This is a genomic window from Luteimonas sp. GW821-FHT14E02, from assembly GCF_058803905.1.
In genome coordinates, this window is record NZ_JBXAPK010000002.1 from 439491 (window position 1) to 461065 (window position 21575).

The 21575-nt window shown below is 65.8% G+C and carries 19 protein-coding genes; 6 read left to right on the top strand and 13 right to left on the bottom strand.

Annotation, left to right across the window (positions count from 1 at the left end; genetic code table 11):
* Window positions 1-125: 125 nt before the first annotated feature.
* On the bottom strand, window positions 126-1169 hold the full coding sequence (gene purM, locus AC1RNP_RS05000; RefSeq protein ID WP_493050143.1) for a phosphoribosylformylglycinamidine cyclo-ligase: 1044 nt from the start codon (window positions 1167-1169) through the stop codon (window positions 126-128).
* Between the two features lie 125 nt (window positions 1170-1294).
* Here purM and AC1RNP_RS05005 point away from each other — a divergent pair, with 125 nt between their 5' ends.
* The 3 genes from AC1RNP_RS05005 to hda are packed head-to-tail and all read left to right on the top strand — an operon-like array spanning window position 1295 to window position 4357.
* On the top strand, window positions 1295-2401 hold the full coding sequence (locus AC1RNP_RS05005; RefSeq protein ID WP_493050144.1) for a DUF2066 domain-containing protein: 1107 nt from the start codon (window positions 1295-1297) through the stop codon (window positions 2399-2401).
* 10 nt (window positions 2402-2411) lie between these two features.
* Complete coding sequence (locus tag AC1RNP_RS05010) at window positions 2412-3596, top strand: AI-2E family transporter (protein ID WP_493050145.1); 1185 nt, start codon at window positions 2412-2414, stop codon at window positions 3594-3596.
* A complete protein-coding gene (hda, locus tag AC1RNP_RS05015; RefSeq protein WP_493050146.1) occupies window positions 3593-4357 on the top strand; it encodes a DnaA regulatory inactivator Hda in 765 nt (254 codons plus the stop codon). Before AC1RNP_RS05010 ends, hda begins: the two co-directional genes overlap by 4 nt.
* 54 nt (window positions 4358-4411) lie before the next feature.
* On the opposite strand, the gene AC1RNP_RS05020 is transcribed toward hda, so the two are convergent.
* The 5 genes from AC1RNP_RS05020 to AC1RNP_RS05040 all read right to left on the bottom strand — a co-directional run bounded on the left by AC1RNP_RS05020 (window position 4412) and on the right by AC1RNP_RS05040 (window position 9744).
* Window positions 4412-4918 (bottom strand): O-acetyl-ADP-ribose deacetylase, encoded by a 507-nt coding sequence (locus AC1RNP_RS05020; protein WP_493050147.1) that lies wholly within the window; start codon window positions 4916-4918, stop codon window positions 4412-4414.
* A gap of 3 nt (window positions 4919-4921) precedes the next feature.
* Window positions 4922-5080, bottom strand: a complete 159-nt coding sequence (locus tag AC1RNP_RS05025; protein ID WP_493050148.1) for a hypothetical protein — start codon at window positions 5078-5080, stop codon at window positions 4922-4924.
* 153 nt (window positions 5081-5233) lie between these two features.
* On the bottom strand, window positions 5234-7690 hold the full coding sequence (locus AC1RNP_RS05030; protein WP_493050149.1) for a S8 family serine peptidase: 2457 nt from the start codon (window positions 7688-7690) through the stop codon (window positions 5234-5236).
* Window positions 7691-7996: 306 nt separating this feature from the next.
* Window positions 7997-8725: an N-acetylmuramate alpha-1-phosphate uridylyltransferase MurU gene (gene murU / locus AC1RNP_RS05035; protein ID WP_493050150.1), complete on the bottom strand. Its 729-nt coding sequence runs from the start codon at window positions 8723-8725 to the stop codon at window positions 7997-7999.
* Window positions 8722-9744 carry an aminoglycoside phosphotransferase family protein gene (locus tag AC1RNP_RS05040; protein WP_493050151.1) on the bottom strand — a complete coding sequence of 341 codons (1023 nt, stop codon included), beginning with the start codon at window positions 9742-9744 and terminating at the stop codon, window positions 8722-8724. Before AC1RNP_RS05040 ends, murU begins: the two co-directional genes overlap by 4 nt.
* Before the next feature lie 65 nt (window positions 9745-9809).
* On the opposite strand from AC1RNP_RS05040, the gene AC1RNP_RS05045 reads away from it, so the two are divergent.
* A complete protein-coding gene (locus AC1RNP_RS05045) occupies window positions 9810-11225 on the top strand; it encodes a mannose-1-phosphate guanylyltransferase/mannose-6-phosphate isomerase (RefSeq protein ID WP_493050152.1) in 1416 nt (471 codons plus the stop codon).
* Window positions 11226-11288: 63 nt separating this feature from the next.
* Here AC1RNP_RS05045 and AC1RNP_RS05050 read toward each other — a convergent pair whose 3' ends face one another.
* The 7 genes from AC1RNP_RS05050 to cysG all read right to left on the bottom strand — a co-directional run bounded on the left by AC1RNP_RS05050 (window position 11289) and on the right by cysG (window position 19625).
* Window positions 11289-12386, bottom strand: a complete 1098-nt coding sequence (locus tag AC1RNP_RS05050) for a sulfate/molybdate ABC transporter ATP-binding protein (RefSeq protein WP_493050153.1) — start codon at window positions 12384-12386, stop codon at window positions 11289-11291.
* A gap of 89 nt (window positions 12387-12475) precedes the next feature.
* Window positions 12476-13327 (bottom strand): sulfate ABC transporter permease subunit CysW, encoded by an 852-nt coding sequence (cysW, locus tag AC1RNP_RS05055; protein ID WP_493050154.1) that lies wholly within the window; start codon window positions 13325-13327, stop codon window positions 12476-12478.
* Window positions 13320-14192, bottom strand: coding sequence for a sulfate ABC transporter permease subunit CysT (gene cysT / locus AC1RNP_RS05060; RefSeq protein ID WP_493050155.1), 873 nt, complete (start codon window positions 14190-14192; stop codon window positions 13320-13322). The genes cysW and cysT overlap by 8 nt, the downstream gene beginning before the upstream one ends.
* Window positions 14193-14297: 105 nt before the next feature.
* The gene (locus tag AC1RNP_RS05065; RefSeq protein WP_493050156.1) at window positions 14298-15305 is read right to left on the bottom strand and encodes a sulfate ABC transporter substrate-binding protein; all 1008 of its coding nucleotides are present in this window, start codon (window positions 15303-15305) and stop codon (window positions 14298-14300) included.
* Between the two features lie 126 nt (window positions 15306-15431).
* On the bottom strand, window positions 15432-16883 hold the full coding sequence (locus AC1RNP_RS05070) for an OprO/OprP family phosphate-selective porin (protein WP_493050157.1): 1452 nt from the start codon (window positions 16881-16883) through the stop codon (window positions 15432-15434).
* A 156-nt stretch (window positions 16884-17039) separates the two neighbouring features.
* Window positions 17040-18017 (bottom strand): cysteine synthase A, encoded by a 978-nt coding sequence (cysK, locus tag AC1RNP_RS05075; protein WP_493050158.1) that lies wholly within the window; start codon window positions 18015-18017, stop codon window positions 17040-17042.
* Between the two features lie 147 nt (window positions 18018-18164).
* Entirely contained in the window at window positions 18165-19625 is a 1461-nt protein-coding gene (cysG, locus tag AC1RNP_RS05080) for a siroheme synthase CysG (RefSeq protein WP_493050159.1), read from the bottom strand.
* Between the two features lie 218 nt (window positions 19626-19843).
* Here cysG and AC1RNP_RS05085 point away from each other — a divergent pair, with 218 nt between their 5' ends.
* Both AC1RNP_RS05085 and AC1RNP_RS05090 read left to right on the top strand, forming a co-directional pair.
* On the top strand, window positions 19844-20830 hold the full coding sequence (locus AC1RNP_RS05085) for a LysR family transcriptional regulator (protein ID WP_493050160.1): 987 nt from the start codon (window positions 19844-19846) through the stop codon (window positions 20828-20830).
* A gap of 13 nt (window positions 20831-20843) precedes the next feature.
* Entirely contained in the window at window positions 20844-21203 is a 360-nt protein-coding gene (locus AC1RNP_RS05090) for a hypothetical protein (RefSeq protein ID WP_493050161.1), read from the top strand.
* The last annotated feature ends 372 nt before the right edge of the window (window positions 21204-21575 follow it).

A 21575-nucleotide genomic window follows, 5' to 3' on the forward strand; every position in this document is an offset into this window, starting at 1 on the left:
CCAGATGGCGGCGCCGGGGACAGGAACGTTTGGGGATGAAACCGGGACGAGATGGGAAGATTTCGCGCCGGTTCGGATGCGGGTGTCGGGGAGATCGGGGCGATGCGAGCCGCCCCGGGATGCCCTTATCCGATCCTGACGCGCTCGTCTCCGCGAGCGGCGACCACTTCGCCGATGCGCCGGTGCGCCAGCGCCAGGCGATCGAGTTCGGCCTCGATTGCGGCGGCGCTGTCCGCCGAGGTGATCAGCACGAAGCCGATGCCGCAGTTGAAGGTGCGCCACATTTCGACATCCGGCACCGCGCCTTCGCGTTGCAGCCAGTCGAAGACCGGCGGCAGTGTCAGCGTGGAGGCGGTGATGTCGAGGCCGAGGCCGTCGGGCACGACGCGGATGATGTTCTCGGTGAGGCCACCGCCGGTGATGTGCGCCATGGCGTGGAGGTGCGGGCTGAGTTCGCCGCGCAGCAGTTCCAGGATCGGCTTCACGTACAGCGTGGTGGGCGCCATCAGCGCGTCGACGAGCTTGACGCCGCCGACGTCGAGATCGGCGGGGCGTCCGGCGCGGTCATAGATGCGGCGGATCAGCGAATAGCCGTTGGAATGCGGCCCGCTGGAGGCGATGCCGATCAGCATGTCGCCCTTGGCCACCTGGCTGCCGTCGAGCAGCTGCGATTTTTCCACCGCGCCGACGGTGAAGCCGGCGAGGTCGTACTCGCCCGGCGGATACATGTCGGGCATCTCGGCGGTCTCGCCGCCGATCAGCGCGCAGCCGGCCAGTTCGCAGCCTCTGGCGATGCCGCCGACCACGGCCACGGTGGTGTCGACGTCGAGCTTGCCGGTGGCGAAATAGTCGAGGAAGAACAGCGGCTCGGCGCCCTGCACCAGCACGTCGTTCACGCACATGCCGACCAGGTCGATGCCGATGGTGTCGTGGCGGTTCAGCTGCTGGGCGAGCTTGAGCTTGGTGCCGACGCCGTCGGTGCCGGAGACCAGCACCGGTTCGCGATACTTGTTCGACAGGTCGAACAGCGCGCCGAAGCCGCCCAGCCCGCCCATCACCTCGGGGCGGAAGCTGCGCTTGACCAGCGGCTTGATGCGTTCGACGACTTCGTTGCCGGCGTCGATATCGACGCCCGCATCGCGGTAGGTGAGGGGGCTGGGAGTCGTCACGGCGGTCGCTGAGGCGGGAAACCTCGAATTTTAACAGCGCCACAGCGGGCGCAGGCGCCGAAATCGCGGCTGAAGAGGCGGCTGCGCTACCATTTCATCCGAATTCTTTGGCTGAAGGACGAATGATGCGTCTGGCATTCCGGTTCACGGGACATTGGAAGTGGTTGCTGGCGGCTACGTTATGCGTGGCCAGCACTGCCCAGGCCCAGCGCGTGGAAGGCGATCGCGCGGCGGCGCAGGGCGTCTACGAGGCCGAAGTGCCGGTGAAGGACCAGACCGATGCCGCCCGCAACGGCGCCTTCGCCCGCGCGCTGGCGCAGGTGCTGAGCAAGCTCTCCGGCGACCGTGGCGCGCCCTCCCGCCCCGGCGTGGGCAAGGAATTGCGCCGCGCCAGGGATTTCGTCGACACCTACGACTACCGCCAGGACGAGGGCGCCACCCCCAACGGCACGCCGACCTACCGCACCACGCTGGTGGTGCGCTTCAAACAGGCGGACGTGGACGGTATCGCCTCGGCCCTGGGGCTGCCGGTCTGGCCGGAGCCGCGGCCGAAGCCGGTGCTGTGGCTGGCGATCGACGACGGCTCGGGCGCGCGGCTGGTGGGGCTGGCGCAGAACAACGTCGCCCGCTCGGTGCTGCAGCGGGCGATCGAGCGCGGCTACCGCCTCGGCCTGCCTTCCGGCAGCGCCGCCGAGCAGGCCGCCGTGGGCGCGATCTGGCGCGGCGACACCGCCGCCATCGCGCGCCTGTCGGCGCGCTACAGCCCGCCGATGCAGCTGATCGGCAAGCTCTATCGCGACAAGGGCGGCTGGACCGCCGACTGGGTCTTCGTCGACAACGGCCGCGTGCTGTCGAAGTGGAGCGGCAACGAGGGCGATGCGCGCCAGGCGATGGCCAACGGCGCTGATGGCGCGGCCGACGCGCTGATGAAGAAATACGCCAAGCGCAGCGCCGCCGGGCAGCCGGGCAAGTATCGCGTCGTCTTCACCGGCCTGCGCAGCGCCGACGACTACATCCGCCTGACCGCCATCCTGCAGGGCATATCGGTGGTGCGCGGCGTGACGCCGGTACGGGCGACGCCGGAAGGGCTGGAGGTCGATCTCGACCTGCTGACCGGCCTGCCCGGATTCCGGCGCATGCTCGGCAGCGACGGCGCGCTGGTCGAAGTCAGCAGTCCGGAAGGCGAAGCGACGGGCCCGATCGTCGCACCTGTCGTGTTCACCTTGCGCTGAGACCTCGACCATGCACACCGAAGCCATGGACGACATCGCGCTGTTCCTGAAGCGGCTGCAGTGGGCGCTGGTGGCGCTCGCCGCCGGCTGGCTGATCTGGCTGCTCGGCCCCGTGCTCACGCCGTTCGTGGTCGCCGCGCTGCTGGGCTGGCTGGGCGATCCGTTGGTCGACTGGCTCGAGCGCCGTGGCCGCTCGCGCAACACCGCGGTGATCCTGGTGTTCACGCTGATGGCGTTGTTGCTGGCCTTGCTGCTGGTGATCCTGGTGCCGACCATCCAGCGCCAGATCCTCACCCTGGTCGAATCGCTGCCCCAGTATCGCGACTGGTTCATCTACACCGCCGTGCCGTGGATCGAGCATCGCACCGGCCTGGAGATCGCCACCTGGCTCGATCCGGAATACCTGATCGAGCAGGTCCGCACGCATTGGGAGCGCGCTGGCGGCATCGCCACCACCGCGCTCGGCTATCTGTCGCGTTCGGGCTTCGCGCTGTTCGCATGGATGGCCAACATCGTGCTGATCCCGGTGCTGACGTTCTTCTTCCTGCGTGACTGGGACGTCTTCATCGAGCGCGTCGCCGCGCTGGTGCCGCGCGCGCACCTGAGCACCGTTTCGCGGCTGGCCAACGAATCCAGCAGCATGCTCGGCGGTTTCCTGCGCGGCCAGTTCACGGTGATGCTGATTCTTGGCGCGATGTACGGCTTCGGTCTGTGGGCGGTGGGGCTCGATCTGGGCCTGCTGATCGGCATCGTCGCCGGCCTGCTCACCTTCGTGCCGTATCTCGGCCCGGTCAGCGGCGTGGTGTTCGGCGTGATCGCCGCGCTGGTGCAGTACGGCGACTGGAAGCACGTGGCGGGCGTGCTGGCAGTGTTCGGCATCGGCCAGATCATCGAGAGCTATTGGCTGACGCCGAAACTGGTCGGTGATCGCATCGGCCTGCATCCGGTGGCAGTGATCTTCGCCGTGCTCGCGGGCGGGCAGTTGTTCGGCTTCCTCGGCATGCTGCTGGCGCTGCCGGTGGCGGCGGTCGCCAACGTGCTACTGCGCTATGCGCACGAACGCTACACGCACAGCCGCCTGTACGCCGGCGATGCGCCGACGATCGTGATGCCGGAAGCGCCCGCTGAAAGTGGCGTCATCGCTCAGGACAGCGCCAAACCTTCCAACGACGGCAAGGACGGCGATCAGGCGTGAGCCGGTCGGCTTCAGGTCCGAAGTCGGGAGCGAACGCGGGGCAGGGCGCGCAACTGCCCCTGGCCTTGCGTTATCCGCCGGATCAGCGTTTCGAGACCTTCGTCGCCGCGCCCGAGGGCGCGCTGCCGCTGTTGCGGGCGATGTCGTCGGGTGTGGACGGCGATCGCGCGGCGGATGGGGCGGTTGTGCGCGGACTCTATCTCACTGGAAGCGCTGGATCGGGCAAGACCCACCTCGCGCTGGCCGCCTGCGCCGCGGCCGAATCCGCGGGGCGACGCAGCGCTTATCTGCCGTTGATGGTGGCTGCGGGAAGACTGCGGGATGCGCTCGCGTCCCTGCATGACAACGATCTGATCGCGCTCGACGGACTCGACATCATCGCCGGTGATCGCAACGACGAGGTTGCGCTATTCGATTTCCACAACCGCGCCTTCGACGCCGGCAAGGCCGTGCTCTACACCGCGCGCAAAGCGCCGGATGCGTTGGGACTGCTCCTGCCGGATCTGCGTTCGCGACTCTCCCAGTGCACGCGCATCATGCTGACGACGCTCGACGACGCCGGTCGGCGCGAGATGCTGCGTCTTCGCGCACAGCGCCGCGGCCTGGTGATCGAGGATGCGGCGATCGACTGGCTGCTCAAGCGCGTCGATCGCGACCTGGCCAGCCTGGCCGCGCTGCTGGATACGCTCGATCGCGCCTCGCTCGCGGCGCAGCGGCGCATCACCGTGCCGTTCCTGCGCCAGACCTTGGGGATCGATTAAGCCGCTGTCGCTCCACCGTCGTCATTCCCGCCTTCGCGGGAATGACGATTATCTCTAGGCCTCAGCAAGAAGCTCGCGGTAGAGCGCCAGATCACTCGCCGAGAAACAACAGAACGCCACTTCCTCGATCGCATCGAGCGACGCCAGCGTTTCGCGCACCGTCGCGATGGCGATGCGAGCCGCCGGCTCTGGCGGATATCCAAAGATGCCGGTGCTGATGCACGGGAAGGCAATGCTGACGATGTCATGCTTCGCCGCGACTTCGAGCGAGCGCCGGTAGCACGACGCCAGCAATTCCGGCTCGCCATCGTTGCCGCCGCGCCAGACCGGGCCGACCGTGTGGATCACGTATTTCGCCGGCAGGCGATGGCCGCGCGTGAGTTTGGCCTCTCCGGTCTTGCAGCCGTGCAGGAGACGGCATTCCGCCACGAGATCGGGACCGGCCGCACGATGGATCGCCCCGTCCACGCCACCGCCGCCCAGCAGCGAGGAATTGGCCGCGTTGACGATCGCATCGAGCGCGAGCCTGGTGATGTCTCCTTGCTGTGCGCTCAAACGCATGCGTCACTCCTGTGCGGGCCAGTCGATGAATTCCGGCGCCACGGTATCGGTGAGCCAGGGATCAGGCTGAGGAATTTTCTGGTCGAAATCGAGTTCGCGATCATTGTATGGACCGGCATGATGGATGTTCGCCGCGGATTCTTCCGCCTGATGCCGCCGCATGCAAGCACGCGGACTGAGACGGGAGTGTCGCTCCATCGCCCGCCGATCGCCCGATCGTCCGAATAAAAAAAGCACCGGAGATTCCCCCGGTGCTGAGGAGAGAGCCCGCGCCGCCCCGCAGCGGCGCGGACGTCATGCGCTTCAGTGGTTCAATCAATCCACCGCTGTCGGCGCAATTGCGTCGCCGGCGGCCACGGCCGCGCAGAGCGTGCTGTTCTCGGTCTGCAGCTGGTCGTAGCTCTTCTGCCCTTCGGGGAGCGGGCTGAGCTGCGCCGGCAGCAGCGAACGGTACTTGGCGTCATAGGTCGCCGCCAGGAAGCAGGCTTCCGCCTGGTCGTGGAACTTGAGGCGGCCATGGCCGTAGCTGGCGTCGAATCCCGCGTCACCCAGATCGTTGCCGCCAGTGTTGGCGACGTAGACCAGCGAGTCGTAGGTCGAGTCGGACAGGTCGACGTTGCGCTGCTTCAACAAGGCTGTGCGATCGGCTTTCTGCTGCGCGGTCGCATCCGCCGGCAACGGTGCCGGCACCGTTGCGTTGGTGAGCTGGCGCTGATGCTGCAAGCCGAGTAACGCCAATGCGGCCGCGTGCGGTGTCGCGGACGACGTGCCGTTGAACGTATTGTCGCCATAAGACACGGTATCGACGTTGGCGAAGTTGGCCAGGTCGGGCTTGGCATTGCCTTCGGCCTGACCCGCTGGTTGCGCACCGCCGGCGGCGAGCACCGGGCCGCGCGAACTGTAGGCCTCCAGGTTCGAGGTCGCCGCATCCAGGGCCGCCACCGTGACGACGCTGGCCAGGTCGGCCGGGTGAATCAACGAGCGTGCCGACTGCGAATATCCGAAATGACCGTTGTAGCCGGCAGCGGACAACCGCAGGAAATTGCTCGCGTTGGCGGTTTTGCGCACCACGCGAACGCCAAACTTGCCGCCGCCTGCGAAACCGGCGCCAGCCCAATTGAAAACGCCATTGCACTGCGAAGTCTTGGTTCCGGCACCAAGCTGTACATTGAGGTTTTCGGTAGGTTCCTGGCCGGGTTGGCCGGTCTGCGCGGTGTCGGAGGTGTTCAGCACTCTCCAGCCTGCCATCTGCGTGACCTGGCCCAGCCAGTTGCGGACCTCATCGCCCCAGTACACCAATTCGAGCTTGTAATCCGCATCGGTGGTGTTGTCGGCGCGGGTCCAATCGTTCCAGGCCAGACTCACCTTGATTTGCGCGAAGCCATCGTTGGCGCGGATTGTCGAACCGACCGGGACGCAGTCGGCGAATTGGGAGTTGCGCACCCGGTTGACGGCGTCGAGGATCGGTTGGCCGTTGGCGTCGAGATTGCCGGTATCGAAATCCTGCGCCACATTGACGCCGGCCCCGGCGGTGCTGGCGCCGTCCCAGTATTTGCCATCGGCCTCGTTGCCGGCGGCATTGAGCACGAGTACGCCGTTGCGCGCGGCCGCCTCAAGCGCATCGTACAGCCCCTTGAGTTTGCTGCTGCCGGTTGCGGTGCCGTCGCCCGGCGCGAGCAGAGGCGATCCTTGCGAAGCGGTGATCACCTGCGCGCGGGGTTCTCCCTGTGGTTCGTTGCGCGAGTTGAGGTTGGCCGCATCCTGGATGCCGGCCACCCAATCGGCGGTGTAGCCGGCATCGTAGATGCGGTATTTGGCTTCCGGGGCGATGTCGTAGACGATCTCGATGACGGCATTGCCATGCTTGCCCCGGTAGTCGGCGAATCCGAATGCGCTCCCGGTCGGCTTGGTTAGTGTGACCTTGTCGGGCACCGCAGTAGTGTTCTTGGGCCATTCGTTCGCGTCCTGCAGTTTCTTGATCTCCCCGCTGGAATCAATGAACTGATCGAATACCGCGATGGTCAAGCCTTCGCCTTTGAGATCGCGGCGCAGTCCCGCCGCCAGCTGATCGTAATTGCCGAGCGAGCGCAGCTTGTCGAGGTTGCTCGCATCGGCGCCGTCGGTGAAGGCGACCGTTTGCGGCATCGCCATCAGCGAGACCTGTGAGACCGGATCGAGACTGGCCACCCATTCCAGCTGCGCCAACGGCACCTTGGCCTCGAGGCTGGGCGAGCCGTTGATTTTTTGCGCTTCCAGGCCGGCGGAGTGCAAGGTCTCGCGCAGCGCGGAGGTGGCGCGATCGAGCAGGCTGGGATTCTGGAGTTCCTCGAGGGGCAGTCCCAGATTGATGTTGATCTTGACCTTTTCGCCGTCACGGAAATCCAGCGGGATGCCGGCCGCGTCGAGCGCGGCGATCTGCGCCGCGATCGATGCGCGGGATGTCCCGCTTCGAGGCGTGCGTGACGATGCGCCGCTCTGCGACGAGGGCGCGATACCGCTCTGGTTCTGCGCAAACAATTGCACTGCCTGCAACAATTGGCCGGCACCGAGTTTCGCTTGCGCGGAATTGCGTGGCGTCGGAGTCGAATATGTGGCGGGTTGCGATGTCGGCGACAGCAGCCCGCTGTAGGTATTGCTGTTGGTGGCGAGAGGACCTTGTTGCGTGCCGATCATCGGTGATTGCGCAACCGGCTGGCGCGCGATGACCAGGACGCCGGCGCACGCGGCGACGAGTCCGAGAACGGCGAATTTCCGTTTAGACAACTTCTTCATCGAGTGATTCCCATACTGGTAAAGAGTGAACGAGTGACGCTCGACTCTCGGTTCTTCGCGTCCCCTTACACAGAACGCATTTGACGCGCATCACCCTAACGCGCCCTTCTACTTTTCAGATAACGAATCGAAATGACGCGGAGGTAGGGCATTGCCGCCTTCCTGCGTTGCAGATCGGTGGTCGGCGTTGCGAAGAAGAAGTTGTAATGGAAGCGCGACGGTTCGAAGTCGCGTCGCCCGATTCGCGCGGGAGGCTTCACCGCGCGGACGAATCCGTGATCCGTTCTTCTCGGAATTCCAAACCGATTATTGTCGGCTTGACGTACTTTCGCCGTGCATGGTGAGCGATGCATCGAGTTGTCGCAGCCGTTCCGGCGTGCCGACATCGGTCCAGGCGCCGCGATGATGCTCTCCGGAAATTTTTCCGTCCGCCATCGCGGCGCGCAACAGCGGTGCGAGTTTGAAAGCCGGTGGCGTCCGTTCGGTGCCTGGCGCCGCACCGATGATCTCGCGCCAACCATCGAGCATTTCCGGGCGATAGACGCCGATCCCGGCATAGGTCAGCTTCTCGCCGCCTTCCGCGCGCACCAGCCCATCGTCGCCGAGCGAGAAATCTCCCTGCGCGGCATAACGGGGGGCATCCACCATGACCAGATGCGCCAATCCCGATGGCGACGACGGCAGTGAGGTGAAATCGAAATCAGTCCAGATATCGCCGTTGACCAGCAGGAATGGTTCCGCGCCGAGCGAAGGCAGTGCATGCAGCATGCCGCCGCCGGTTTCCAGCGGCTTCCCGCCTTCGTAGGAATACGTGATGCGCAATCCCCAGTGCGTGCCATCGCCCAGCGTGCGCGGGAACTGCTCGGACAGCCACGATGTGTTGATGACGACGTCACGGATGCCGCAAGCCGCCAGCTTCTCCAGATGCCAGACGATCAGTGGCTTCCCGCCCGCAACCAGCAGCGGTTTCGGTGTGGTCTCGGTGAGCGGACGCATGCGTTCGCCGAGCCCGGCGGCGAAGATCAACGCCTTCATGCGGCGACACCCGCGCGCATGGCCGGCTTCACCCGCGTCTCGATCAGCTCGATGAGCGGATGCAGCTGCGGATGTCGCGGGAGCACTTCGTCGAGATAAGCGATGAAGCGCGGCGCATCGGCGATGTAGCGCGACTTGCCATCGCGATGATGCAATCGCGAGAAGATGCCGAGGATCTTGAGATGGCGCTGCACGCCGAGCCAGTCGGCATCGCGCATGAAGACGTCAAGGGCAGGCACGGGAAGTCCGGCCGCCGCCGCGCGCGCGTGATAGCGCGCGAGCCAGCCATCCACGCGCGCCAGCGGCCAGCTGAGGAAAGCGTCCTTGAACAGACTGACCGGGTCGTAGGCGATCGGACCGCTGACCAGATCCTGGAAATCCAGCACGGCCGGTCCGTCGGACACGGGCATCAGATTGCGCGGCATGTAGTCGCGATGGGCGAGCACGCGTTTCTGCCCCAGTGCGTTGTCCATCAGGCGGCGTTGCACGAGTTCCAGGCGATCGCTGTCGCCGCAGTCCAACTGCAGCCCGAGATGGCGTCCGAGGAACCATTCTTCGAATAGCCCCGCATCGCGTTGCAGCAATGCTTCACCGAAGCTGCCGATATCGGATGGTGGCGTGATCGACTGCAGCCGCAACAGCTGTTCGATCGCGGCGTCGAAATGTGCATCGGCATTGTCTTCGTTCAAGATCTGCGCGAGCGTCGGGCCGCCGAGGTCTTCGAGCAGCAGGAAGCCATGCTCGACATCCTGCGCCAGCACCTCCGGCACGCGCACGCCACCGGCCGTGAGCAACTCGCGCATGCGCAGCCAGGGACGGGCGTCCTCCTTGTCGGGAGGCGAGTCCATGACGATCCAGGTCATCGAGGGCGTCGAGGTTTGGCCGTCGGCGGTGGCGCGCCAATAGCTGCGGAAGCCCGCGTCGACCGATGCGCGTTGCAGATCGAGCGCATCGTGACCGGTGGCGGCCCGGGCCCAATCGAGGCGCTGCTGGTCGCGCGGTATGGCGGAGTGTGGCAAGGGGGACGGCCTCTTGTGGACGTGCAACAGGGTAAACTCCCGGCACGCAACGGGCGAGATGGTCGATGAGTTCAGCAAATCCACGCGTGCAACCGGTTCTGCTGTCGGGAGGGTCGGGGACGCGCCTATGGCCATTGTCGCGCGAGGCCTATCCCAAGCAGTTCCTGGCGCTGGTTGGCGAGCGGACGATGCTGCAGGACACGTGGGAGCGCGTGGCGCCGCTGGCCGCCGCCGCGCCGATCGTGGTGGCCAACGAGGAGCACCGTTTCCTTGCCGCCGAGCAGCTCCGGCTGGTCGGGGTGGAACATGCCGCGATCCTGCTCGAACCGGTGGGGCGCAACACCGCGCCCGCGATCGCGGCGGCGGCATTGCAGGCGATGGCCGGTGGCGACGATCCGCTGCTGCTGGTGCTGCCTTCCGATCACGTGGTGCGTGACGCGCAGGCGTTCAGGCGCGCGGTCGAAACCGCCGCGGCCGTCGCGGGAGATGCGCTGATCACGTTCGGAATCGTGCCGGAAGCCCCGGAGACGGGATTCGGCTACATCCAGGCCGACGCTGAAGGCACCGGCGTGCGCCGCGTGCTTCGTTTCGTCGAGAAGCCCGATGCCGCCACGGCGCAGGGCTATCTGGACGCTGGCGGCTACTACTGGAACAGCGGCATGTTCCTGTTCCGCGCTTCGCGTTATCTGGCTGAGCTGGAGCGCTTCCGTCCCGATATCCTCGTCGCGGTGCGTCGCGCCTTCGAAACGGCCAAGGACGACGGCGACTTCATCCGCCTCGACAAGGAAGCATTCGCCGCCAGTCCCTCGGACTCCATCGACTATGCGGTGATGGAGAAAACCGATCACGCGATGGTGCTGCCGGTGGATATCGGCTGGAATGACGTCGGTTCGTGGTCGGCGCTGTGGGAAGTCAGCGAGCAGGACGGTGACGGCAATGCGCATCACGGTGACGTGATCGCGGTGGACACGCGCAACAGCTACGCCTATGCGCGACGGCTGGTGGCGCTGGTCGGCGTCGACGATCTGGTGGTGGTGGAAACCGACGATGCCGTGCTGGTGGCGCGCAAGGATCGCGTGCAGCAGGTCAAGGACGTGGTGGCGAAGCTCAAGGCCGATCAGCGCAGCCATGCGGTCCTGCATCGCGAGGTGCACCGGCCCTGGGGCAGCTACGATTCCATCGATGCCGACGACGGCTTCCAGGTCAAGCGCATCAAGGTCAAGCCGGGCGCGCGATTGTCACTGCAATCGCACAAGCACCGTGCCGAACATTGGATCGTGGTGCGCGGCACCGCGCGCATCACGCGCGACAACGACGTGTTCGATCTGCATCCGAACCAGTCCACCTATATTCCGCTGGGCGCACGGCACCGGCTGGAGAACCCGGGTTCTGAGGTGCTGGAAGTGATCGAGGTGCAATCCGGCAGTTATCTCGGCGAGGACGATATCGTGCGTTACGAGGACGTCTACGGGCGTTCGTAGCGCAGGCGTGGACGAGCGCAGGCAACTGAAACCGGAAGCGCCGGGCTACAGCCCCTTCATCCGTCACGCGCCGCCGTTCTGATCTTCGGGCGCGGGGAAAATCCGGAAACGTAGCGGGCGCAATCCCACTTCGCTGCCAGGTGCCGGCACCTCGATGCTGGGCGTGGCGACGAGATCGATCTCGAGCGTGCGCGAACGCTCGGGCAGTGCCACTTCGACGACGATGCGATCGGCGAGCCGGTGCGCGGCGACGACATGGCCGCGCAGCAGGCCTTCACCCGTGGGCGCGATGACGAAATCGTGCGGCCGCACGTACAGCTTCGCCGCGCCTTCGACCAGATCGTCGGCGGGCAGATGCCAAGATTGATCCTGGACCGAGAACACACCGTTCGCGACCTGGCCTTCGATCACGTTGGCGCGGCCGATGAATTCGAAAACGTAGGCCGATGCCGGCGCCGCGTAGATGTCTTCCGGCGTGCCGACCTGCTCGATTCGGCCGTCGCGCAGCACCACCACGCGGTCGGCCAGTTCCAGCGCCTCGTCTTGGTCGTGGGTGACGAAAACAGTGGTCTGTCCGGTCTGCTCATGCAGCTTGCGCAGCCAGCGCCGCAGTTCGATGCGCACCTTGGCGTCGAGTGCGCCGAACGGTTCGTCGAGCAGCAGCACGGTGGGATCGATGGCCAGCGCGCGTGCCAGCGCGACGCGCTGCTTCTGGCCGCCCGACAGTTGCTCGGGATAGCGTAAGCCGTGATCGGGCAACTGGATCAGTGTCAGCAGTTCCTGCACGCGCTGCGCGATCACGGCGCGCTTCGGCCGCTTGCGCCAGGGGCGGCTGCGCAGGCCGAAGGCGACGTTCTCCGCCACGGTCATGTGCTTGAACAGGGCGTAATGCTGGAACACGAAGCCGACGTTGCGCTCGCGCAGGCGCAGGCGCGTGGCGTCGGTGTCGCCGAACAGTAGGCGGCCGTTGTCGGGATGCAGCAGCCCCGCGATCACGCGCAGCAGGGTGGTCTTGCCGGAACCGGACGGGCCGAGCAGGGCGACCAGCTCGCCGGAGGCGATGTCCAGGCTCACGGCGTCGAGCGCGGTAACGTTGTTGGCGTAGCGTTTGCTGATGCCGTGCAGATGCAGCGAAACGCCGTGTTTCGGAGAATCGACCATACGTTCATCATGAACGATTGCGCCTGCCGGTGCATCCGTCGGCGGTTCGAGGGGAATGATGTTGACGAAAGCCATGCGGATGCCCGGGATCAATGTCGACGATGGGATTGCGCCAGGGCATCGCCGTGGCGGGCTTCGAGCCAGAACTTGAGCACCAGTGTGATCAGCGCCAGCCCCGCGAGCAGCGAGGCCACGGCGAACGCGGCGGTGCCGTTGAATTCGTTGTAGAGGATCTCGATGTGCAGCGGCAGCGTGTTGGTGAGACCGCGAATATGGCCGGAGACCACGGACACCGCGCCGAATTCGCCCATCGCGCGCGCACCGCACAGCAGAACGCCGTACAGCAGGCCCCACTTGATGTTGGGCAGGGTGACGCGGAAGAACATGGTCCAGGCGCTGGCACCGAGCGAGCGCGCGGCGATTTCCTCATCGCTGCCTTGCTGCTGCATCAGCGGGATCAGCTCGCGCACCACGAACGGGAAGGTGATGAACAGTGTGGCCAGCACGATGCCGGGCCGCGCGAAAAGAATCTTGTAGCCGTGATCGCTCAGCCATTCCCCGAACCAGCCGTGGCTGGTGCTGAACAAGAGCACCAGGCACAGACCGGCGACCACGGGAGACACCGCGAAGGGCAGGTCGATCAATGCCATCAGCACGCGCTTGCCTGGGAATTCGAAGCGCGTCACCGCCCAGGCCGTGAACACGCCGAATACCGCATTGAGTGGAATCACGATCGCGGCGGTAAACAGCGTGAGTTTCAGCGCCGAAACCGCGTCCGGCTCCTTCAACGCCGCGAACCAGACATCGACGCCCTTCGCGAACGCCGCGCCCAGCACCATTGCCAGCGGCAGCACCAGCAGCAGCACCATGACCAGCAGCGCCAGCGCGATCAATCCCCAGCGCAGCCAGACGGGTCCTTGCAGATGATCGTGTTCAGACATCGCGGCGTCCTTTGCGTTCATGCGCGAACAGTGTCGGGATCGCATTGATTGCCAGCAGGCACAGGAACGAGGCCGCCAGCAGCAGCGCGGCGATGGCGATGGCGCCGTTGTAGTCGTATTCCTCCAGGCGGATGGTGATCAGCAGCGGTGCGATTTCCGTCTGGTAGGGCTTGTTGCCGGCGATGAAGATCACCGAGCCGTATTCGCCAAGTCCGCGCGCGAAGGCGAGGGAGAAGCCGGTAAGCAGTGCCGGTAACAGTTCCGGCAGGATCACGCGCCGCAGCGTGGTGAAGCGCGAAGCGCCGAGCGAGGCGGCGGCGTCTTCCTGTTCGCGCCCGAGTGTTTCCAGCACCGGTTGCGCGGTGCGCACCGCGAACGGCAGGCCGATGAAGACCAGTGCGATCACGATGCCGGTGGAGGTGTAGGCGATGTGGATGCCGTGCGGCTCCAGCCAGCGGCCGACCCAGCCGGTCTGCGAATACAGCGCGGTGAGCGCGATGCCGGCCACGGCCGTGGGCAGCGCGAACGGTAGGTCGACGACGGCATCGAACAGGCGCCGGCCGGGGAAGCGGTAACGCACCAGCACCCAGGCGATCAGCGCGCCGGCGAGCGAGGCGATCAGGGCGGCGACGAGCGCGGTGCCGAAGCTGAGCTTCAACGCCGCCTGCACGCGTTCGTCGTGGATCGCGCGCAGCCAGCCGTCGGTGCCGAGTCCGGCGGCGCGGATCGCCAGCGCCGCCAGCGGCAGCATCACGATCAAGCCGAGCCAGGCCAGGCCCAGCCCCAGGCTCAGGCCGAAGCCCGGCAGCGGCCTGCGCAGGCGCATGGGAGAAAGAGCGGGTAGGGAGAGAGAGGAGGCGGTCATGTCCGGAGCGTCAAAAAATTCCTTGCGATGATCTGGACGTCAGGAAAAACGGTTTGCGAGCATCCGCTTCCCCCCTCATCCATTCGCGGGAGAGGGGGAACAATTTCACTTCGCCGGCTTGTAGATCTGATCGAAGAATCCACCGTCGGCGAAATGTTCCTTCTGCGCTTTCTTCCAGCCGCCGAAGGCGTTGTCGATGGTCACCTGTTTCACCGCGGGAAACCTCGACAGCTCCGCCTTGTCGACTTTGTCCGGCTCCGCCGGGCGGTAGCCGTAGCGTGCGACCAGGCGTTGTCCTTCCGGCGAATACAACCATTGCAGATACGCTTCGGCCTGCTTGCGCGTGCCGTGCCTGTCGACATTCTTGTCGACCCACGCCACCGGCGGCTCGGCCTTGATGCTGAGGCTGGGCACGACGATCTCGAACTTGCCGCGCGTATCGGCGTCGCCGAGCGTGAGCAGGGCTTCGTTTTCCCACGCGATCAGCACGTCGCCGATGCCGCGCTCGACGAACGTCGTGGTCGATCCGCGCGCGCCGGTATCCAGCACGGGCACGTTCTTGAACAGCCTGGAGAGATAGTCCAGCACCTTGGCGCCGTCGCGATATTGCGCAGAGGCCCAGGCCCAGGCGGCGAGATAGTTCCAGCGCGCGCCGCCGGAGGTCTTCGGGTTCGGTGTGATCACGCCGATGCCGGGCTTGATCAGATCGCCCCAGTCCTTGATCTGCTTGGGATTGCCCTTGCGCACCAGGAAGACGATGGTGGACGTGTAGGGCGCGCTGTTGTGCGGCAGGCGGCTCTGCCAGTTGGCGGGCAGCAGTTTGCCGTTGTCGACGATCGCATCGATGTCGGCGGCGAGCGCGAGCGTGACCACGTCGGCTTCGAGCCCGTCGATCACGGCGCGCGCCTGCTTGCCGGAGCCGCCGTGCGAGGCGCGGATCTCGAGCGTTTCGCCGGTCTGCTGCTTCCAGTGTGCGGCGAAGGCCTTGTCGTAGTCCGCGTACAGTTCGCGGGTTGGATCGTAGGAAACGTTGAGCAATTCTGTGGCCTGCGCGGCACCGGCGGATAGGGCAAGAGCGAGGCCGAGAGCTAGAGTACGAAGTGGGGATTTCATATGGAGTTCTCTGTGGGGAGTGGGGGGCTGCGTTTCATCGACGTCTTATCGACATCGACGACAGCTCCGAACGTTCCATGAGCAAGTCCGATCATGCTTTGAATGCTGAGACGACATGCGGGATTCCTAGAAGGACACCTGTGCGCGGGTGAAGAACGCTTTCTCGTCCTCGCGATCGCCGTTCGCGCCGCCGCCATCGAACTTGGTCTGGGTGTAGTTGGCGATCAGCTTGAGATTGGCGGTGAGATACCAGTTCAGGCCCAATCCCAACGAGGTGGCTTCCTGCGCGGCGACCGTGGGATCGGCGAACAGGGGGAATGCATCGTCGTCGAGCGTCAACCTCCCGTAGCGTGCAGCAATCTCGAATGCGCCCCAGCCTGCACCGCCGGGCGTAAAAGGATGGTTAGGCCGCGCCACGCCCCGGTAGCTGGCGTCTTCTCCGGTCAGGACGTAACTGCCGACCACCTGCCATGCGCGATGATCCAGCTCGGCGCGCGTGCCGTTCGCGGGCAGCACGACTTCCTGCTTCGAACTGACGTATTCGCCCAGCAGGCCGAGCGAGTTGCGGTAGTACCAGGCCTGCGGCGACCAGCGTGTGTGATCGCCGTCCGCGGCGACGGCGCCGCGATAGTTGAAGAAGGTCGCTTGTCCCGGCGTGCGGTAGCGCGTCAGGAAATTGTTGCCGGTGCCGCGCTTGTCGCCACTGGTGGCAGAGATGCCGAAACCGAGGCCGGACAGCGCATTGCCGCTGTTCTTCCAGGGTTCGAAGAAGATGCGCGCGGCGGTTTCCAGTTCGTTGTCGGGATTTGAGGTGATCGCATCGCGTCCGTCGACCGTTCCGTTGAAGATGCCGACCGCGTAGCTGACGGCGCCCTTGGCGAATTCGCCCTGCAGCTGCACGCCGATGTCGCGATTGGGCACCAGTTCGGTGGGGAAACCATTTTCAATCAGTGCCGTGGATGCGGAGGATTGCAAGCGTTCCAGGCCCACCGGCGCGGTGAACTTGCCGGCGCGCACGGTGGCGCGCGGATCGAACTTCAGATCGATGTAGGCATCCACCAGCGTCGCGCTGTCGCCTGCGAATTCGGGCGTGATGCGGAAGCCGATCCACTTGCCCCAGGTGCCTTCGATGGTGGGGCGCACGCGACGCAGCAGGAAAGTGTCGTTCTGCGGCGGTGCGTCGTCGCCGATGAAGAAACGGCCATCGGCCTGCACCAGGCCGCGGAAGCGGATTTCGTTGTCGCCGTCCGCCGACTTGATCGACAGGCCTTTTTCCGGCGTGATGGCCACAACCGGGGCGGAGGCCGCCTTGGCTGTCGCGGCTTCTTCCTGCAGTTCCAGTCTGCGCTCGAGAATGCGCAGGCGCTGATCGAGATCGGCGACGCTCGCGGTCTCGCCATCGTTCGCGGGCACCGCGCCGTAACGCTGTTCCAGGGCGCGCAAACGGCGTTCGAGATCCTCGACGGTGGGCTGTTGCGAAGAGGGCGGGTCGGCGGCGAACAACGGCAGTGCCGTCGTCGACAAGGCGACGGCGAGGCTCAGGCGGGCAAAGCGGTGGCGTGCAAGCGGCGCGGACATGCGCGTCTCCTTCGAGAGAGCTTGAGGGAAGCGCCTCCGGAGGGCCGGCCGACGCGGGGGAGGGATCGAGATCGCAACAAACTCAATTGATGTTGCGAGGACAGCGATCGCAGATCCCTTTCCGCCTGCGTTTCATTCCCGGTGCCGACATGACGGTCAAGCCGCTTCCGCCTTCGTGTCGAGCGAAGCCAGCCAGTCGTCGTCCGAGCCTTCGTTGACGCCCTCGAACAGGAACGTCGACAGATAGCGTTCGCCCGTATCCGGCAGTGTGGCGAGGATCACCGAACCTTCCGGCGCGCGTTCGGCGACCTGCAAGGCCGCGGCGACGGTGGCGCCTGCGGAAATGCCGACGAAGATGCCTTCCTCCGCGGCCAACCGGCGCGAGGTGTCGCGCGCGAGCGTGTCGTCGACCGGCAGCACCTGTTCGGCGACGTCGCGATCGAGCACGGCGGGCACGAAGTCCGGCGTCCAGCCCTGGATCTTGTGCGGCTGCCAGTCCTTGCCGGTGAGCAGCGAGGCGCCGGCGGGTTCCGAGGCGATGATGTGCACTTCCGGGCGCGCGACCTTCAACACCTGGCCGACACCGGTGAGCGTGCCGCCGGTGCCCCAGCCGCTGACGAAATAGTCGAGCCGTTTGCCGGCGAAGTCGCGCAGAATTTCCGCCGCCGTGGTCTGACGGTGATACGCCGGATTGGCCGGATTCTCGAACTGCCGCGCCAGGAACCAGCCGTGCTTCTTCGCCAGTTCCTCGGCCCTGCGCACCATGCCGCTGCCACGTTCGGCGGCAGGTGTGAGGATCACCTTGGCGCCATAGGCGCGCATCAGCTTGCGGCGTTCGATGGAGAAGGTTTCCGTCATCGTCGCGACGAATTTGTAGCCGCGCGCGGCAGCCACCATCGCCAAGGCCACGCCGGTGTTGCCCGACGTGGCCTCGACGATGGTGTCCCCAGGCTTGAGCAGTCCCTTGGCTTCGGCATCGAGCACGATGGCCAGGGCGAGGCGATCCTTGACCGAACCGCCAGGGTTGAACGATTCGGCCTTGGCGTAGAGCGTGACGTGCTTGGGCGGCAGCCGGTGCAGCTTGACGATGGGCGTGTGGCCGATGGTGTCGAGGATGCTGTCGTAAAGGGCCATGGTGGTGTCTTCAGTGTATGAGTTTGGGTTTTTGCTTCCACCCCTGCGAATGCAGGGGCGGGTCGGGAGGGGTTCCGGCGTTTACGTGCGCAACTCGGCGTCATGCGCCGCGTTACCCCTCTTCATTTCCCTCCTGCAAGCAGGGGGTTATGCAGCTTTATCCAGTACCTGTTGAAGCGCGCCGAGCGGCGCTTCGCCAAACCAATGCAGCGTATCGGCGAGCGCGGCCACTTCGCCGATGATCAGCATCGCTGGCGATTGCACGTCATGCCCGCGCGCACGCTCGGCGAGTTGCGACAGTGGCCCTGTCACCACGCGCTGGTCGGCGCGCGAACCGTTTTCGATCAGCGCGAACGGTGTCGCCGCATCGCGGCCATGGGCGATCAGCCGTGCCTGCAGCGTATCGAGCATTGCCACGCCCATGTAGACCGCCAGCGTCTGCCGTTCCTGCGCCAGCGCCGGCCAATCCAGTGTGTCGAGCGAGGCTTTGCACTGCGCGGTGACCAGGCGCACCGATTGCGCATGATCGCGGTGGGTCAGCGGCACGCCCGCGTAGGCCGCGCAGGCGACTGCGGCGGTGATGCCGGGAACGACTTCGAATGGAATTCCATGGACGTGCAGGGCTACGAGCTCCTCGCCGCCGCGGCCGAACACGAACGGATCGCCGCCTTTCAGCCGCACCACGCGGCGGCCGGCAAGCGCATGCTCGATCAGCAACGCGTTGATGCGTTCCTGCGTCGCGTGATGGTGACCCGCCTGCTTGCCGACCTCGATACGCTCGGCATCGCGGCGCGCGAGTTGCAGCACTTCCGGGCTGACGAGGCGGTCGTGGAGGATGACGTCGGCCTCGTTGAGCACACGCAGCGCGCGCAGCGTGAGCAGGCCGGGATCGCCGGGGCCGGCGCCGACCAGTGCCACGGAACCGATCGGCGTCCGTGTAAGTGATGATGCTTCGTGCGCGGAATCCGCATCCAGGATCTTCTCGAACGCATGCTCCGCGGCGATGTGCTGCCGCTTGCGCAGCAGCGATTGCAGCGGCCCGGCGAGCAGGCGCGCAAAACCGCGCCGGCGCGCGGCAAGGTCGGGCCATCGCGCGCGGATGCGCTCGCGATGCCGCGTCAGCAGCTGCGCCAGCGCGCCGTAGGACTCGTCGAACTGCGCTTCCAACCGTTCACGTACCAGCCGCGCCAGCATCGGCGCACCGCCGCCGCTGGAGATCGCGATCTGCAGCGGGCCGCGTTCAACGCGGGCCGGCACCTGGAAGCGCGACAGTTCGACATCGTCGACGACGTTCACCCAGACATAGCGCTGCTCGGCCGCGTCGGCGATGGCGTGGTTGGCCGCGGCATCATCGGTGGCGGCGATGGCGAGCCAGGCATCGCGCAACCAGTCGGGGTTGAACTCGCCGGCGCGATGGGCGATGCGATGCCGCGCCGCCCAGTCCGCGAGCGTAGGTTCCAGCCGCGGCGCGCCGACCACCACGCGGGCGCCTGCTTCCAGCAGCGCTTCGACCTTGCGCCGCGCCACCGTGCCGCCGCCGACCACGAGCACGGTGCGGCCGCGCAGATCGGCGAACAGGGGATAGAGAGGGGTGGGATCGTCGGGCATGTGAAAGCCTCGGCTGGGAGACCGACGCTAGCGATGGCCGCCCCGGCGCGGAAATGGCGCCGACTCCTGCGCTTATGCCTTATCGGCATAAGCTGGGCGAAGTCCGCCCTGGACAGGTTCCAGGCGTAACGATATGTTGACGAATCCTTTCATCATGATAAAAAGATATATCTCCGGGGTGGCCTCGCTCCCGGAGCGCCTCCACGGTACCTGTCGCGATGACCCTCACCCAACTCCGCTACCTCGTCGCCATCGTCGATTCCGGGCTGAACATCACGCTCGCGGCCGAGCGCGTGCACGCCACCCAGCCGGGACTGTCCAAGCAGCTCAAGCAGCTGGAGGATGAACTCGGCTTCCAGTTGTTTGTGCGCAAGGGCCGCAGCCTGGAAGGCATCGCGCCCGCGGGCGAGCGCGTGCTGGAGCACGCGCGGCGCATCCTCGAGGAAGCCGCCAATATCCGCAGCTATGCTGCCAACGAGCGCGGTGAGCATGCCGGCCGCTTGCTGCTGGCCACCACGCACACGCAGGCGCGCTATGTGCTGCCGCCGGTGATCGCGGCGATCAAGCGCCAGTTCCCGCAGGTGAACGTGGACCTGCAGGCCGCGGGCGATGCGGAAGTGCTGCAGAAGCTGGCCCAGGACAATGCCGATCTCGCACTGATCAGCAGCGCCGGCAGCGTGCCGCAGGGCGGGCTGGCGGTGCCGCTGTATCGCTGGCGGCGCGTGCTGCTGCTGCCGCGCGCGCACCCGCTGGCCGATCTCGGCCGCGCGCCGACTCTCGTCGAGCTCGCGCAGCATCCGCTGATCAGTTACGAATCCTCGATTCGCGCCGACTCTTCGCTGCAACGCGCGTTCGCCACCGAAGGCGTCGAGCCACAGATCGCGATGACCGCGCGCGACGCCAACCTCATCAAGACCTACGTGCGTGCCGGCCTCGGCGCCGGATTGCTGGCGGAGATGGCGATCGGCGCCCGCGAGGACGCGGATCTGCGCATCCTGCCCGCGCCAAAAGCGCTGCCCGAATGCATCACCTGGGCGGTGATCCCACGCGGCCGCGTCCTGCGCGACTACGCGCTGGCGCTGCTGCACCATCTCGCGCCACAGCTGGATCCGCGCGATCTGCGCCGCGTGCTCGAAGGCAATCTCGAACCGCAGTGGCCGACGCCGCCGGCGTGGGTGGAACTGAGCCAGCCGATCACGGTGTAGCGCGGGGGCGCATATGACCGCGCAACAGCTGTTCCAGATCGCCGGCTTGGGTTCCGTGGTGGTGCCTGCTGCTGTGGCGATAGCGCTTACATTGCTTCCGTACCCACGCCGGCTGTTCGTGCGAGGTGCGATCGCCATTCTGGTTGCCTGGGCGATATCGGTTTTCTATACCGGCCTGGTTTACAACCCGTTGGGCCTCGCCGCGGCATCGGCACAAGGGATGCATGCGCCCTGGATGCGTTACGACAACAACACCATCGCGGTTCAATTGATTGGGGGATGGATACTTCCCGCAATTTCCGTTCTAGGTGTCTGCTTGGTCCGTCATATCGCCCGCCGATTTGGCAGGGCTGAATTCAAGAACGGAAGATGATTCGAATAACGGCCCATGCCGCGGTATTCGGCAGGCTGAGATTGAGGCGCCCTGTCGGGCGGCGTATTCGTCTGCGAGCATGAGGAGGGCGATGCGCGCCTGCCGGAACACGTCGGCGGCGCTGTCTGCGAGGCGTTTCCCTGGACGTTCTGATCAGCGGAAACCTTCGCCGGACCAGGACATTCCGTTCACGCCACGCCGGATTGGTGCGGGTTGCATTGAATGAATGTGAAGATCACGGCGCAAGGTATCAGCGGACGAAGAGACTGGCGGTCGTGGCCGGTACGAGGCCAGGGAATATCGGCATGAAAATGGTGCATACGGAGCGTCAACGGATTTGGTGATAACTTCGGGCTGCCGCCAAATGGCGGT